The 15766-nt window shown below is 61.8% G+C and carries 11 protein-coding genes; 2 read left to right on the top strand and 9 right to left on the bottom strand.

Features of this window, described 5'->3' with window-relative positions; genetic code table 11:
• Nucleotides 1-57: 57 nt before the first annotated feature.
• The 4 genes from peaD to peaA form a co-directional block, all read right to left on the bottom strand.
• Nucleotides 58-1176 (bottom strand): quinohemoprotein amine dehydrogenase subunit beta, encoded by a 1119-nt coding sequence (gene peaD / locus JQF37_RS27840; protein ID WP_130209298.1) that lies wholly within the window; start codon nucleotides 1174-1176, stop codon nucleotides 58-60.
• Nucleotides 1177-1200: 24 nt separating this feature from the next.
• Complete coding sequence (gene qhpC / locus JQF37_RS27835) at nucleotides 1201-1524, bottom strand: quinohemoprotein amine dehydrogenase subunit gamma (protein ID WP_007971075.1); 324 nt, start codon at nucleotides 1522-1524, stop codon at nucleotides 1201-1203.
• Nucleotide 1525: 1 nt separating this feature from the next.
• Entirely contained in the window at nucleotides 1526-2956 is a 1431-nt protein-coding gene (gene peaB, locus JQF37_RS27830) for a quinohemoprotein amine dehydrogenase maturation protein (protein WP_090318434.1), read from the bottom strand.
• Nucleotides 2957-3052: 96 nt separating this feature from the next.
• On the bottom strand, nucleotides 3053-4633 hold the full coding sequence (peaA, locus tag JQF37_RS27825) for a quinohemoprotein amine dehydrogenase subunit alpha (protein WP_130209300.1): 1581 nt from the start codon (nucleotides 4631-4633) through the stop codon (nucleotides 3053-3055).
• A gap of 525 nt (nucleotides 4634-5158) precedes the next feature.
• Between peaA and JQF37_RS27820 the strand changes: the two genes are divergently transcribed.
• Entirely contained in the window at nucleotides 5159-6649 is a 1491-nt protein-coding gene (locus tag JQF37_RS27820) for an aldehyde dehydrogenase family protein (protein ID WP_130209302.1), read from the top strand.
• Between the two features lie 138 nt (nucleotides 6650-6787).
• Here the strand turns inward: JQF37_RS27820 and JQF37_RS27815 are convergent, their stop codons facing one another.
• The 5 genes from JQF37_RS27815 to mrdA all read right to left on the bottom strand — a co-directional run bounded on the left by JQF37_RS27815 (nucleotide 6788) and on the right by mrdA (nucleotide 14391).
• Complete coding sequence (locus JQF37_RS27815; protein ID WP_130209304.1) at nucleotides 6788-8083, bottom strand: FAD-dependent monooxygenase; 1296 nt, start codon at nucleotides 8081-8083, stop codon at nucleotides 6788-6790.
• Entirely contained in the window at nucleotides 8080-8757 is a 678-nt protein-coding gene (locus JQF37_RS27810; RefSeq protein WP_130209306.1) for a S8 family serine peptidase, read from the bottom strand. Before JQF37_RS27810 ends, JQF37_RS27815 begins: the two co-directional genes overlap by 4 nt.
• Nucleotides 8747-10465 carry an ABC transporter ATP-binding protein gene (locus tag JQF37_RS27805; protein WP_130209308.1) on the bottom strand — a complete coding sequence of 573 codons (1719 nt, stop codon included), beginning with the start codon at nucleotides 10463-10465 and terminating at the stop codon, nucleotides 8747-8749. The genes JQF37_RS27810 and JQF37_RS27805 overlap by 11 nt, the downstream gene beginning before the upstream one ends.
• Nucleotides 10465-12369 (bottom strand): sigma-54-dependent Fis family transcriptional regulator, encoded by a 1905-nt coding sequence (locus JQF37_RS27800; RefSeq protein WP_130209310.1) that lies wholly within the window; start codon nucleotides 12367-12369, stop codon nucleotides 10465-10467. The genes JQF37_RS27805 and JQF37_RS27800 overlap by 1 nt, the downstream gene beginning before the upstream one ends.
• Nucleotides 12370-12498: 129 nt before the next feature.
• Nucleotides 12499-14391 carry a penicillin-binding protein 2 gene (gene mrdA, locus JQF37_RS27795; protein ID WP_103405880.1) on the bottom strand — a complete coding sequence of 631 codons (1893 nt, stop codon included), beginning with the start codon at nucleotides 14389-14391 and terminating at the stop codon, nucleotides 12499-12501.
• Between the two features lie 268 nt (nucleotides 14392-14659).
• On the opposite strand from mrdA, the gene JQF37_RS27790 reads away from it, so the two are divergent.
• Complete coding sequence (locus JQF37_RS27790) at nucleotides 14660-15583, top strand: TIGR03571 family LLM class oxidoreductase (RefSeq protein WP_130209312.1); 924 nt, start codon at nucleotides 14660-14662, stop codon at nucleotides 15581-15583.
• Nucleotides 15584-15766 lie beyond the last annotated feature (183 nt).

Genomic DNA, 15766 nt, shown 5'->3' with positions numbered 1-15766 from the left:
TCCACCGAAATCCTTGCAGGAGCTGGCTTGCCAGCGAAGGCAGTTCAGGCGCCGCGATTACCGCACAAACACCTGCGCCGTAGTAATTGCCATGTCCCCGCCCGGCATCTTGATGCTGCCGATCTGCTTCAGGCTGTCGGCATCGAAGATCGCCACATCGTTGAAGGTCCCGGCCAGGTAGATCTTGCTGCCGTCCTTGTTGAAGGAAATGCAGTAGTAGGAATGATCCAGGGTGGCGGACTGGAGCAGTTTCTTCTGCTTGATGTCGTACTTGGCCAGGCGGTTAAGCACGCCAAACATCAGGTTCGGGTCCTTGGGTGAGCGCATGCCACTGAAGTAGATTTCCGTCAGGGGACCGAAGTCGGTGGTTTCGGTCTTGCCGGTTTTCAGGTCGATGCTGAACAGGCCATACAGGTATTCGGCGGTGGCCGGGTCCTGTTTCTTGTCCTTGAATTTCGCGGCGGTGTAGAGCAGCGAGAAGTCATGGCGATAGGTCTGCTGGTTCCACACGTAGAGCACGTCCGGGGCGCTGTAGTTCGGGCGCTTCCAGTGGCGGCTCGGGATCAGCACGTCGAATTTGCCGGTCTGCACGTTGACCTTGTAGACATCCGCCCCCGCCACGTACAGCGTGCCGTCGTCACCGCTCTGCATGATGGTCAGCTGTCGCGGTGCCGGGAAGCTGCGCACGGGTTTGGCGTCCAGGCCGGCGTCAGTCTTGTACACGTCGAGCCGCGGCTGCTGCACTTCGTAGCGGTCGTTGAGCATCAACGTCGGGTTGGCGACGGTGAACAGCTCCTTGCCGTCGTGGCTGAGGGTAAAGGCGAACATCGACCGCGCTTTCTCCCCCGGCTTCTGGGTGATGCTGGCGTGGAACACCTGCTTGCAGCTGTCCAGTTCGACGCCGTAGACATCCGCATAGTGGTTGTTCAGCACATAGGCGGTCTTGCGGTCCGGCGACAGTTGCACGGTGCCGGGACCGAAGGCGTCCGGCATCTTGCAAGTCTTGTACAAGGTGTCCGTGGCCAGGTCGATCACGTGCAGGTTGTTCGGGTAATTGGTGGTCAACATGTATTCGTGACCGTCTTGCAGTGCGGTGTTTTCATCGGCCAGAACACTGAGCGAACAGGTGCTCAGGAGGGCGAAAGCGGCCAGGCCGCAGGCTTTGATGCTGTGCATGCTGGAATCCTTCTTCTTATCTGATCACTTGTCTTTGGGGAAGACAGTGCCGAGGTTGCGCCAGTTTTCGTTGGACGCCTGGGCATCCTTGTTCCAGTCCGGATAGGTGCTCATCATGTCGGGCACCTGGGCCGGCCACCAGCACGGATCGGAGCAGCCATACAGGTCGGCTTCCATCGGCTGGCACAGCGACGACACACCGCCAAACGCATCGATCTCCCAACCCGGGTCGGTGGTCGAGGCGCAGCCCGCCACGGAGCTCATCGCCACCACTTCTTCGATGCGGTTTTCGTCCGCGGCCTGATCCAGCTTCAACGCTTTGTTATTGATTGCCTTGAGATGTTTCATATCAGTGAGCCTTGCGCGGAGTGATGTAGCTGCTGATGAACGCAGGGTTGTGAGCCATGATCCGGGTGTAGACCTCGATGCCGAAGTCGACCCAGTCACGCATCAGTTCGCAGTAGTGATAGGTCGGATGGGTCGGGTCGCCGTAGCGGGCGTAGCTTTCGTGGTAGCAACCGCCGGAGCACAGGTTGCGGATCTGGCAGTCTTCGCAGCCGGTGTTGGTACGGTCGAGGCGCTGGGACAGGAAGTCGTTCAGCTCGACCTGTTTCACGCCGCTGTGCACGTTGCCGAAGGTCGGCAGGCTCGAACCGGTAAAGCGGTGGCACAGGTTCAACTCGCCCTTGTGATCGACCGCCAGCATCTTCAGGCCCGCACCGCACGGCAGGGCTTTTTTGTGGCCTTCGTGGATGTCGGTGATCAGCTGATGCAGGTTGGAGAAGCCAATGTTGCGGTGCTCCAGCGCCGCCTCCAGGTAACGTCGACCGAGTTTCTTCATGTTGGCGAAGACTTCGATCAGTTCGTCGCTGGTCAGGTTGAATGTGCTGATGTCGCCTGAGGTGACCGGGGCAAAACCGACTTCGGCAAAACCCAGTTCGTTGAACAGGTGGTCCCAGATGGTTTCGACATCGGTGACGCCGGTGGTCAGGGTCACCCGCGCGCCGACCGGACGGCTGTTGTAACGCGAGAGCAGCATTTCGGCCTTGCGCCGCACCACGTCGTAGGTGCCCTGCCCGCCCACGGTGATGCGGTTGCGGTCGTGCACGGTTTTCGGACCGTCGATACTCACCGAGAGCCCGAAACGGTGGGCGTTGAGGTAGTCCACGGTTTCTTCGGTGAGCAGCGTGGCGTTGGTGGTCATCACGAACTCGACGAACTTGCCGGCCTCGCGAAAACGCTTTTCACAGTAATCGACCATGTACTCGATCAGCTTGCGATTGCTCAGCGGCTCTCCGCCGAAGAACACCACGGTGAAACGCTCTTCATCCGGGGATTCGCGCAGCAGCATCTCCACCGAAGCAATGGCGGTCTCGACGTCCATTTTCTTGCCGGCCGAGGGCTTGTCGAGGTCTTCCTTGTAGCAGTAGGTGCAGCTCAGGTTGCAGCCGGTGTTGACGTTAAGCACCACGGTGTTGATTGCCGTGCGCTCGACCCGTTTGGTGGCGATGTCCGGGGTCAGCGGCGAGCCGTCGCTGACCAGCTCCAGGGCCATCAGCTCGCGCAGGGTTTCGGTGACTTCTTCACCGTTGAAACGCGCGGACAGCCGCTGGATCAGGTCGTCCGACGAGCAACCGGGACCGCGCAAGGTATCGATGATGGTGCCCGTCAGTTCATCGCTGGCAAACAGCGAACTGCTGGGGATATGGAACAGCATGCGGTCGGCATCAACGTGCACTTCGTGCAGGTTGCGTTCGACCAGATTCAAGATAGCGCCCATGGCAAACCTCCTGTGCAAGCCCCGTTCTGCGGGGGCTTGCGGTCATTCCGAAAAGTGTCTGAAGCCTTTGCTGTCAGTGCAGCTCACGTTTCAACCTCACGGAATGGGTGGATTGTTCCAGCGTTGCACGGTCACGATCATGTGGCCTTCGCCGGTCAGGGATTTCCCTGCGTCGTCGACGGCGGCGATCACCTTGAGGTTGCCGGCATTGTTGGTGGACATCTTGCGCGCCGGGTTCGGTCCGGCATCGCCCGGGGTAAACACGCCCGCGTCAGCCTGCATGGTGCCGGCGAACTTGACGTCCTCGTCTTCCCTGGCGCGGTCGTCGAAGGCCTCGACCTTCCACTGCGCCGGGAACACACCGATGCGATACGGCTTGCCATCGGCGCCCTTGCCCCAGGCTTCGGCGTCGAAACGGCCCTGGACTTTCGGCGTCGAACCGCCGCCCTCGCCGATCCGCGCCACCGAGAACTCAGGCACGACTTTGACTTCGGCGATCTGGCTGTACACCGACAGGCTCGGGCCTTTCAGCGTACCGACGGTGACCGCGCGCAGACCCGGCTGGGCATTGGCGGCGGCCTTGAGTTTGACCTTGATCCGCTGCGGACTCTGCTCGACGACTTCGAGCACTTCCACGCCTTTGCCGAAATTCGGCTTGCCACTCAGACCGCTGCCGATCAGGGTGACTTCGCTTTCGCTGCCGGCCTTCAGATAACCCGGCTGCACCGCCAGCAAACGGGCGGAACCCTGTTTGGCGGCGACGAAGTCCAGGCCACGCTCATCGTGCTCGGCCTCAAACATCCGGCCCTGCATCGCATTGCCCTGGGCGGCGAACACCTGGCGCATGGTCACGCCGTCGATGGTCACGTTGCCGCGCCATTCGTAGCCGGTGTAGAGAATCGCGCTGCCGTCGCCGTTGAACGGGGAGCCGTCGGCGTATTGGCCTTTGACACTGACCTTGAAGGTGTCGCTGCCGTCGGCGCTGACGCTCATCACACCCGCCAGTTCACCCTTGCCCGGCAAGTGACCGCTGAAGCTCCAGTCGCCTACCAGTGCGTCGGACTTCGGCGCCACGCTCTGCCATTTCTTCCAGGCCGGGTTGTCCAGCGGATAGCGCTTGGCCAACAGCGGCACCATGTCTTTGCGAGCGATATCGAACCAGTCGCGATCGCGGGCCAGGGCCTGGTATTCCAGGGACGGCCACTGGCCGAGGTGGAAGTTCACCAGACGCTCCCATTCCTGGGCCGGACGTCGTTGCAGGGCGACCCGCGCACCAGAGTGGCAGCGACCGCACATCTGGCTGGTCTGCTCGTCGAATTTCTCGGCGGTGTTGAGCCGGCGTTCCAGTGCATAGCGCACCCCGTCGGTCTCGCTGGGTGCCAGGCCCTGGGTGTCGGCCAGGTACTTGACCAGCGTCCGGCGGTCTTCATCGCTGATCTGCAAACCGTGCATGGTCTGCATCCGGGCGATGCTCATCAACCAGCCTTCCGGCGTCTTGCGTTGTTGGCTGATGCGGCTCAGGGCGTTATCGGCTTCGGGGGTATGACAGCCCTGACAGGTTTCCTTGAGGATGGTCTGGGCGTCGCGGGCTGCCAGGCTGTGAGGCGAATGCAGCGCTATACAAGCGGCTACGGCCAGCAGGCTGGCGCTCATGCCTGATCGGATTCTTCTCTTCATCAACGTCGAACCTCGCACGGTGCTTTATTATTTTTGTGGCTTATCGTTTTTATGGTTTCTGCCGTCGGCGGCGCACCGCAGACGGAGGCAAGAGAAACGTCTGTGATGAGCAATACACGGAGCGTGCCAGCTTGTTAAAACCTCTTTGAATCAATGATTTGCCGATACCGGCGGGTGTTTTCCCCGGGATACCGGCCCGGCAACACGTTTAATTTCGCGACAACTGTTTCAGTCTGAGACAAGCATAGCTTTCTGTAGGAGCGAGCCTGCTCGCGATGGTCGTTAACGATTACGCGTGCTTACCGGCTAAACACAGTGCTTTTTAGTCCATCGCGAGCAGGCTCGCTCTTACCGGGAGTTGTGATCGGAACGTCTCACTTCGTCGCAATTTGCGACGTTTAGCGATCTCCTGGTAACCGCAAAAATACCGGTCACGCCCAGCAGAGCAGGCCTTCGCGCCGATAAAACACAATTGGCACAACCGTTGCGAAAGACCTCGGCACACGAACAAGACGAGGTTTCAACATGTCGCTTCCTAATCTGCTTCCCGCCACTTCGGCCTTTATCCAGCGCGCGCCGCGCATGCTTATCGGCGGTGATTGGGTCGAGGCCGCCGACGGCCAGACCATGCCGCTGCACAACCCGGCCACCGGCGAAGTGCTTTGTGTGGTGCCACGGGCCACGCCGGAAGATGTCGACCGCGCCGTGCTCGCCGCGCGTCAGGCGTTCGATGACTCGGCCTGGAGCCGTACCCGCCCCCGGGAGCGGCAGAACCTGTTGTGGAAACTCGCCGACCTGATGCAACGCGACGCCGAGCTGCTGGCGCAGCTGGAGTGCCTGAACAATGGCAAAAGCGCTGCCGTCGCACAGGTGATGGACGTGCAGCTGGCCATCGACTTCCTGCGCTACATGGCCGGTTGGGCGACCAAGATCGAAGGCTCCAGCGTCGAGGTGTCGTTGCCGCTGATGCCCAACGATCAGTTTCACAGCTTCATTCGTCGCGAAGCGGTGGGCGTGGTCGGTGCCATCGTTGCCTGGAACTTCCCGTTGCTGCTGGCCTGCTGGAAACTCGGCCCGGCCCTGGCCACCGGTTGCACCGTAGTGCTCAAACCCGCCGATGAAACACCACTGACCGCACTGAAACTGGCGGAGCTGGTACTGGAAGCCGGTTATCCCGAAGGCGTGTTCAACGTGGTCACCGGCACGGGCATCACCGCCGGCTCCGCACTGACCCACAACCCGCTGGTGGATAAGCTGACCTTTACCGGCTCCACCGCCGTGGGCCAGCAGATCGGCAAGATCGCCATGGACTCGATGACCCGGGTCACCCTCGAACTGGGCGGCAAGTCGCCGACCATCGTCATGGCCGATGCCGACCTGCCAAGCGCCGCCGCCGGCGCCGCCAGCGCGATTTTCTTCAATCAGGGCCAGGTGTGCTGCGCCGGCTCGCGCCTGTATGTGCAACGCAAGCATTTCGACAATGTAGTGGCGGACATCGCCGGTATCGCCAATGCCATGAAACTCGGCAACGGCCTGGACCCGAGCGTCGAGATGGGGCCGCTGATCTCTGCGCGCCAGCAGGCGCGGGTGTATGGCTATATCGAAAAAGGCCGGGAAAGCGGTGCGACCATTGCCTGCGGCGGCGAGCAATTCGGCCCGGGGTTTTTCGTCAAGCCGACGGTGATCGTCGACGTCGATCAGAAGCACTCACTGGTGCAGGAAGAAATCTTCGGCCCGGTGCTGGTGGCGATTCCGTTCGATGACGAAGCCGATGCGCTGCGCATGGCCAACGACAGCCCTTACGGCTTGGGCGCGAGTATCTGGTCAAATGACCTGGCGGCGGTGCACCGGATGATTCCGCGGATCAAGTCCGGTTCGGTGTGGGTCAACTGCCATAGCGCGCTGGACCCGGCGTTGCCGTTCGGCGGTTACAAAATGTCGGGAGTCGGGCGCGAGATGGGCTATGCGGCGATTGAGCATTACACGGAGTTGAAGTCGGTGTTGATCAAGTTGTAATAGCGGCGTCCTCCCGGACGCCATCGCGGGCAAGCCCGCTCCCACAGGTTTTGTGGTGTTGCTGAATTCTTCGGCCTCACACAAATCACTGTGGGAGCGGGCTTGCTCGCGATGAGGCCGGCCCAAACAGCACAAATCTCAGGGCTTGAATCCCTGAGTCAACAACCAGCCGCGAACCATCCTCCCCTGCTCCACCGTCAGCCCGGCCAGCGCCCGCTCGGCCGGCTCGGTCCGCAACCGCCGTACCAACGGCGCCAGCTCAACCCCCTGTACATGCCAGATCCCCAGCGGCTGATCCGCGGTGATCACCACTTCGGCCTCATCGACAAACCCGTTGCGCAACACCGGTGCCCGCTCGATCCGTAACGCGCTGAAATCCGCCTCGGCATGGGCGATCTCGGCATCCGGCCACTGTCGCCGCGCCTCCCAGAACGGCTGGTTCGACCAGCGCTGCTCATCGGCATAGAAATCCCGACCGATCCGTGCGAACCGCAGAAACAGCTGTTCCACTCGCTGCTGGTGAAAACGCTGGGCCAGCGCCGCCCGTTCGGGTTTGCGCAACAGGGTATTGATCACCGTCGGCGCCTGCAATGCCGACGACAGCGATTGAAAGATGCCATTGCCCGACAGCGGGTCGACCGCCATCGCCGCATCGCCGACCCGTATCCAGTGATCGCCACACACCTGCGGGCTGAGGATGGCTGTGCTGCTGCGGGCGTGCAGGTTCAGGTCAACCTCCGCTTCACCGGCAAAAAATGCCTGGGCCACGGCCGAATCCTGACGCCGCTGGCGACAGTACGCCAGCAACTGCGCCTTGCCCGGCAACCCGGCGCTGTCCACGTCCACAGTCCATTGCCAGTAGCACTGGCCGTCGGCCCGCCGCGCCATCCACGCCCAACCGTCCTCAAGGCTTTCCACGGCGCTGGCGGTGTCGCCCGGGGTGCCTTGCCAGCGATTGAGCAGGCTGACCGTCTCCGGCCCGCGCAGGCCTTTGCCGAGCGCCGGTGCCTGACGCCCACGGGCTTCGACCAGAAAGTCTGCGCTCAGGCTTTCGCGTCCTTCGATGTCGATGCGATGCCGATCGGAAAATGACTGCACGCCCAGCACCCGGCCCTCGATCAACAGCACGCCAGCCGCGCGCAAGTCTTGGCGCAGGCCGCGATCGAAAGTCGGGCGATCCAGCAGGAATTCGATGTTTTGTGCGTGTTGCTGGCCGTTCCAGTTGACCTGCCGTTGCGAAGGCAACGCCGCCTCCTCCACAGCGTGATGCAGCCCTGCACCGCGCAAGGCCTCCAGCACCCGCACGGATACGCCTTCCAGCGCGGCAAACCGGCGCCACTCGCTGACCAGGGTCACGGCATAGCCGAGGCGCCGCAGCCCCAGCGCCACGGCTGCACCCGCCGGGCCGGCGCCCAGCACCACAATCGCGGTCATGGCCCGAGACGCCGTTCAGGGCCGCGATAGCGGGCGTTGTGCTGCAGGTAGTCGATCACCTGTTCGTTGCTCGCCTCGGGGTGTGCCACCAGGAACGCTGCGATATGTCCGCTCAACGCCGCGCAACCGAGACTGGCGCCCGACTGCCCCGGATAAGTGCCGTGCACGCAGGCGGCAAAATCCGCCTGGGTGGTGTTGAGCCACGACCATTCGAGTTCGGCGCAGCGCGCATCGCCGGTCACCCGCAGCACCTGTGGATAATTCGCCGGGAACACGCCCTCGCCCTGGGCCGGGCTGGACGCGCACAGCAATACGCCCTTCGCCACCGCCGCCGCGCAAGCGGCACGCAACAGACTGCGATCCTGACGCAGGCCGAGACTCAAATTGATCAGCCGCACATCCTGAGCCACCAGCCAGTCGATCGCCGTGGCTATCTGCAAGGCACTGGTGACGCCGCGCTGGTCGAACACCTGGGCCACGCAGAACAGTGCCGATGGCGCACGGCGGCCGATGGCTTCAATGACCGCGCTGCCGTGGCCCAGGGGGTCGCCGTGCAAATCGCTCTCGGTAAGTCCGTCCTCCACCAACGCAAAGCGCCGCCCGGCAATGACTTGCACCCGCTGCGCCGCCGAGTGACCGCTGTCTACCACGCCAATACGCAACTCAGGCTTCATGCAGCACCGCTTTGGAAATCAATACGCCGTCGAGCAATTCAAAGCGCAGATCGGCATCGGCCAGGGTCGAAGGACGATGGCTGATCAGTATCCGTGTGCGCCCGGCGAACAGGCGGTCAATGGCCTCGATCACTTCGCGCTCGGTGGCTTCGTCCACCGCCGAGGTGGCTTCGTCGAGCACCAGGATCAGAGGGTCCTGCAAGAGTGCGCGGGCAATCGCGATGCGTTGTTTTTGCCCGCCGGACAACTGCTGCCCACGCTCACCCAGCGGGCTGTCGAGACCTTCGGGCAACGAGGCGATCAGGCTGTCGAGTTGGGCCAGCCGTGCCACTTCGGCAATCGCTTCGCGGCTGGCATCCGGCACCGCATAGGCCAGGTTGTCGGCCAGGCTGCCGCGAAACAGCACGATGTCCTGACTGACCACGGCGATGCGCCGACGCAGCTGGAACAGGTCGAGTTCGCGCAGGTCGACCTCCCCCAGCAACACCCGACCGGATTGCGGGTCGTGGTGGCGCTGCAGCAGGTCGATCAAGGTCGATTTGCCAACGCCGGAGCCGCCGCTCAAGGCGACTTTCAAACCGTAGGGTATGGAGGCCTGGATGCCGCGCAGGGTGGTCGATCGACCCGGATGGCTGAAGTGCACGTCATCGAAACGCAGATCGCCAGAAGCCGGCAGCGGCTGTGGCGTCGCGGGAGTGAGTACGGTCGGTTGTTCGCCGCGCAGTTCCATCACGCGCCCGAGGCTGACGGTCATTCGTTGAATGGCGACATAGAGCCCGAGCAGGCTCTGCACCGGCCCGACGGCCATGCCCAGGTAGGTCGAAAACGCGATCAGCGCGCCCAGTTGCCAAGTGCCCTGCACCACCCAGTATCCGCCGATCAGAAAGGCGCAGGCGCGGGACAGGGAGGTCAGCGTGCCCGGCACGGCCTGGGTGAAAAACTCGGTGACTTGCAGGCGCAGCAACTGGCTCATGTAGCCCTGGCCCAGGTTTTCCAGGCGTCGCGCTTCGCGCTGCTGCTGACCGGCGGACTGGATGAATTTCATCACTGGCAGCGTCTCGACCATGAACGAGGACATGTCCGCCGAGCGCTCGCGCAACTGCCGCACATCACGCTCGACCTTGCGCCGCATCCAGCGCAGCCAGAGCACGTCGAGGGGAATCAGCACCAGTGCCAGCAGCGACAGCTTCCAGGACAGGGTCAGCAGCATCGCCAGCGCCACCACCAGGCCAATCACGCTGGACACCGCCGAAAACAGCGAGTCCACGGCAAAACGCTGGATCTCCGCCACGTCGCCATCGAGGCGCGACATCAGGTCACCGATGCGCCGCTGACCGTAGAAGCTGGGTGACAGGGTCTGCAAATGCCGATAGAGGTCATCGCGCAGGGCAAACAGCATGCGCCCGGACAGGCGCGTGTGCAGATAACGGTTGATCCCGGACAACGCCGTGCCGAGCAACCCGGCGACGATCATCAGCCCGGCGATCAGCACCAGCATCGGGAAATTGCGCGCGAGCAAACCATCGTCGATCAACAGCTTGGTCAGCCACGGTTGCACCAGCACCAATGCCGAAGCAGAGACCGACAAGCCGAGCAGCCCGGCGATCGCCAGTCGATGGGGCCGCACGAAACTGTAGAGCCAGCGCAGCGACGATTGCAGGGCTTCGGGGTTCTGGCTGTCGATCAGCCGAACGATCAGGCGCTGCATCACGAGCGCAACTGTTTGAGCTTGCGATACAGGGTCGCGCGGCTGATGCCCAAGGCGTCGGCGGCGGCCGAGACGTTGCCCTGATGGCTGTCCAGGGACTGGCGAATCATCTCCAGTTCGTTTTCGCGAATACTCCCGGACTGCGGTCGTTCGCTGGCGCTCAGGTCGTCGAGCATGCTGTCGGGCAGGTGATCGAGGGTGAGCACGGTTTCCCCTGGCTCGCGCATGGCCAGTGCCGTGCGCAGGACCATCTCCAGTTGGCGGATGTTGCCCGGCCAGTGATAAGCGCCGAGCAAACGACTCAAGTCGTCATGCAGCACCACCGTGGGCGCATCGAGTCTGGCCAGCAAACGACTGACCAGCGCGCTGAAGTCTTCGCGCTCGCGCAGGGCCGGGAGCATCACGCTGATGCCGTTGACTCGGTAGAACAGGTCTTCGCGAAAATGTTGTTCTTCCACCAGACGCTTGAGGTCGCGGTGGGTGGCGCAGATCAGTGCGATGTCGATGTCCTGTTCTTCGCCAGCACCCAACGGCGCGACTTTGCGATCCTGCAATACGCGCAACAAACGCGCCTGAAGTGCCAGCGGCATGTCACCGATTTCGTCGAGGAACAGCGTGCCGCCGTGGGCCTGTTGCAAACGACCGATCATGCCACCCCGCCGCGATCCGGTGAACGCACCTTCGCGGTAGCCGAACAGTTCGGACTCGATCAGACCTTCAGGAATGGCCGCGCAGTTCACCGCCACGAAGGGCTTTTCGGCGCGGCTACCCGCCATGTGCAGGGCGCGGGCGATGACTTCTTTACCGGTGCCGGTTTCGCCCAACAGCAATACTGGCAGTTCGTTGGCCAGGCCTTGGCGGGCCATGCGCAGGGCCCGGGCATAACGCACATTGCTGCCGGCCAGGGATTCGAGGTCCGGCTGGGTCTTGGCGGGTTTTGCGACGCTGCGCGGCGGGGTACTGACGTTGATCGAACGCTGCGGCGCACGCAGGGTTTTGTAGAAGAACTCGCCTTTGGCGGTCTGCAGGCTGCCAACACCGCCCTGATGCAGCCGCGCCAACAGTTGCAGGCCATCGACGCCGAGAAACTCTTCGCACCGTCGACCAACCAGCGCCGAGCGCTCGGCATGCAGCAACTGGCAGGCCTGGGCGCTGACGGCGAGGATCTGCCCGCCGAGGCTTACGGCCAACAAACCCTGCCAGGGGGATTCGAGGTACTGCCGACGGCTGTGGAAGGCCAGGACGATTTCGTCCGGATAGCTGGCGTTGAACACCCGGCTTTCGATCTGGCTGACGGCCATGGCCAGCAACGCGGTGCTGTCGTGGGCGCGGCCCAGCGGACCTTCGCGGGTCAGGTCGAGGACGCCGAGAATGTCGCCCTGGGGACAATGGATCGGCACCGAGGTGCAGGAAAAATCACTGAGGCGATCCAGGTAATGTTCGCCGCAATCGATCAGGGTCGGCCGGGCTTCGACCAGCGCCGTACCGAGGGCATTGGTGCCGCGTACGGCTTCGCTCCAGCAGGCACCGAGGGTGATGTCTTGCAGGCCGCTGCCCTTGAGACGGTCAGCGCGTCCTTCGACCGCGAGAATGGTCGCCTCGGAGTTGGCGAGAATGATCAGCCCTTCCTTGCCCTGGCGTTCGGCCAGGTAATCGATCGCCGGCAGTGCCGCGTCGATCAGCAGCCGGTTGCTTGCCAGCAACACATCCAGGCTCGCCGTCGATTCCAGCGCCAGTTCATGCTTGGCGTTGAAATGCACGCCATGGCTGAGGCTGCGCCGCCACGAGGCATCGATTTCGGCGCGCAGGACGCCATCCGGTACTTCACCTTCCAGATGCAGCTTTTCCCGGGCCAGCCGGGCTTCGCGGTGCAATTTGGGGGAATTTGTTTTTATAAGTGTCATCAAGCGCTCCGGGTCGGTCCGCCCTGCGCCTTGGTACAACGGCGCCCTGCCGCAATCTTTACGTTAACGTAAGGGCTATGGCAAGTGCCGTAGGGCGTTTGTGTTTCGACAGGTGGATCGCGATGGCTTTCAGACGTGCGGATCGCCCGGTGGTTTGCTCGGCGCGGCGTATTGCGGCTTCAAGTGACCGTCCTGATCAAGTAGCCAGGCGTCCATGATCTGCCGCACCACGGGACCGGCGACGCGGCCACCGGCCTCGCCGTTTTCGATCATCACCGAAATGACAATCTTGGGGTGTTCTGCCGGTGCGAAACCGACAAACAAGGCGTTGTCGCGGTTGCGCTCCAGGGTCTTCGCGCGGTTGTAACGCTCACCCTGCTTGATCGCCACCACTTGCGCGGTGCCGCTCTTGCCGGCGATGCGGTACTGCACCCCCACCGCGGCGGCACGGGCAATTCCTCGGGCATCGTGCATCACCATCTGCATGCCATGATTGACCTGCTCCCAGTCACGGGGATCCTTGAGCAGGATATTCGGCATCGGGTGCTCATCCACAGGTGCGACACCGTCCACGGTCCGGGCCAGGTGCGGGCGGTTCCACACCCCTTTGTTGGCGATCAGCGCGGTGGCCTGGGCCAGTTGCAGCGGGGTGACTTGCATGTAGCCCTGGCCAATGCCGAGGATTACCGTCTCACCCGGGAACCACGGCTGGCGGCGCGTGGCGCGCTTCCAGGCCTGGGACGGCATCAATCCGGGAGACTCTTCGTACATGTCCAGCGAGACCTTTTCACCGAGACCGAACATCGCCATATAGTCGTGCAGGCGATCGATGCCCAGCTTGTGTGCCAGGTCGTAGAAGTAGGTATCGTTGGAACGCATGATCGCCGCGTCCATGTCCACCCATCCGTCACCGCTGTGGTTCCAGTTACGGTATTTGTGATCGAAGTCCGGCAGTTGGTAGTAGCCCGGGTCGAAGACTCGGGTCTGCGGCGTGACCACACCCGCATCGAGGCCGGCGATCGCGACTTCCGGCTTGATGGTCGAGCCCGGCGCATAGAGGCCGCGCAGCACGCGGTTGAACAGCGGCCGGTCGATCGAATCGTGCAGCGCCGCGTACTCCTTGAAGCTGATGCCGGTGACAAACAGATTCGGGTCGAAGCTGGGCTTGCTGACCATGGCCAGCACTTCACCCGTCGACGGATCGAGCGCAACCACCGAACCACGGCGGTCACCCAGGGCTTGCTCGGCGGCTTCCTGAAGCTTGACGTCTAGACTCAGGACAATGTTTTTACCCGGAACCGGGTCGGTGTGCTTGAGCACTCGCAACACACGCCCTTGAGCGTTGGTTTCAACTTCTTCGTAACCGACATGGCCATGCAGCTCCGACTCGTAGAATTTCTCGACCCCGGTTTTGCCGATGGATTGGGTGCCACGGTATTCGACCGAGTCCAGGGCCTTGGATTCTTTCTCGTTGATACGACCGACGTAGCCGATTGAATGAGCGAAGTGTTCAGCGAACGGATAGTGGCGTACGAACTGCGGTTCGACATCGATGCCAGGCAAGCGGAATTCATTGACCGCGAGCACCGCAATCTGTTCTTCGCTGAGCTCATAGAACAGCGTGACCGGTACGAAGGGGTGCCGTGCCTGCTTCATCGCTTTGTCGAACAGCGCGCGGTCTTCGGCAGGCAAGTGCAGCAGGTTGATCACTTCGTCCAGCTCTTGTTTGACGTCCGAAGCGCGCTCGCGGGTGATGGTCAGGTTGTAACTGGGCCGGTTGTCCGCCAGAACCACGCCATTGCGGTCATAGATCAACCCGCGAGTCGGGGTGATCGGCAGGACGTGGACACGGTTGTTTTCAGAGATCGTGGAGTGATAGTCGAATTCGACCACTTGCAGGACATACATGCGCACCACCAGCGCGCAGGTAATGGCGACGACAAACAAGGCGCAGGCGATCAGCCTTTTGTTGACCAGGCGCGTCTCATTTTCGTGGTCCTTGATCGGTATCGGTTCGGGCATTTCTGGAGCAACTCTTTGAAGAGAAAGTGCCGATCCGCGGGCTTGAAATCAGTCCATTAAAAAACGAGCTGCACCATAACAAAAACTGCCCGGTCACTTTAGTGCGATTTCCTCTAAGGGCAGTCGTTGAGCGTCGCAAAGTGATCTCGGTTGCCGCTGACTCGTGCGTCTTAATCAAGACTGATATTCCCATTCGTGCATTTTTCTTGCTGATTAGCCCGTGAATACTGGGTGCATGTCATTCCGTTCTGTTTTTTGGGAGTTATACATGCATCCACGATTTCAACGATTGCTTGGGCCGAATGGGTTTTCCATCGGACTGGAACTGCCACTCGACAATGATTGGTCCAGCGGCGGTCAACGTCTGCGGATAGCCGAAGGTCGACCTTTTGGCGTACCGGACCTGAGGCAGCACGCGGCCATGGCGCGCCTGGCCGACAAGTCGGGTTTTCGTGCCCTTTGGGTTCGTGATGTGCCGATTTATGACCCGCATTTCGGTGATGCGGCACAGGTTTTCGAAACCTTTTCCTATCTCGGGTACCTGGCCGGCATTACCGAAAACATCATGCTGGGTACGGCGGCGGTTGTACTGCCGCTGCGTCAGCCTTGGCTGACGTTGAAATCGGCTAACAGTGTCGATGAGTTGAGTGACGGGCGCCTGCTGCTGGGCGTAGCCAGTGGTGACCGCCCGATGGAGTATCCGTTGTTTGGCGTGGATTACGATCGGCGCGGTGAAATCTTCCGCGATACCGTTGAATTGCTGCGCAGCCAAGGGGAAGGTCGTTTGCCCGAAGGGGCTCGCTTGCTTCCCGAGCGAGGTGAGTCAGCACCGTTGCTCGTTGCGGGTCTTGGCCAACAATCTCCAGCGTGGATTGGTCAACACATGGACGGTTGGCTCGCCTATCCGGGCACACCCGAGGAACATCGTCGCAGAGTCGGGTTGTGGCGCGAGGTTGGCGGCAAAAAACCTTATGTCAGCTTCATTCACCTGGATCTCGCAGACAACCCCCACGCCCCCATGCGACGAGTACGGTTCGGCGGTATTTGTGGGCGATTGGCGTTGATTGACGAACTTCAGGCATTGCGCGAAGCAGGGGTACAGCATGTTGGCCTGCATCTACGGCGCAGTGAACGACCCGTCGCAGAAATTATTGAAGAGATTGCGGAATACGTGTTGCCGAAGTTTCACTAGCGCTTTGGGTTGAAAAAAGGGATAGCCATCAGACTATCCCTTTTTTAGCGACACTTTCCTGCGGACAAAAACAAAACCCCTACCTGCATACGCAGATAGGGGTTTCGGAATTTAATCTTGACGATGACCTACTCTCACATGGGGAAACCCCACACTACCATCGGCGATGCATCGTTTCACTGC

Origin of the sequence: Pseudomonas sp. MIL9 (assembly GCF_016887925.1) — a bacterium.
Classification (GTDB): Bacteria; Pseudomonadota; Gammaproteobacteria; order Pseudomonadales; family Pseudomonadaceae; genus Aquipseudomonas; species Aquipseudomonas mohnii.
The sequence above is the reverse complement of the archived record's forward strand: the minus strand, read 5'-3'. Positions and strand labels throughout refer to the sequence as shown.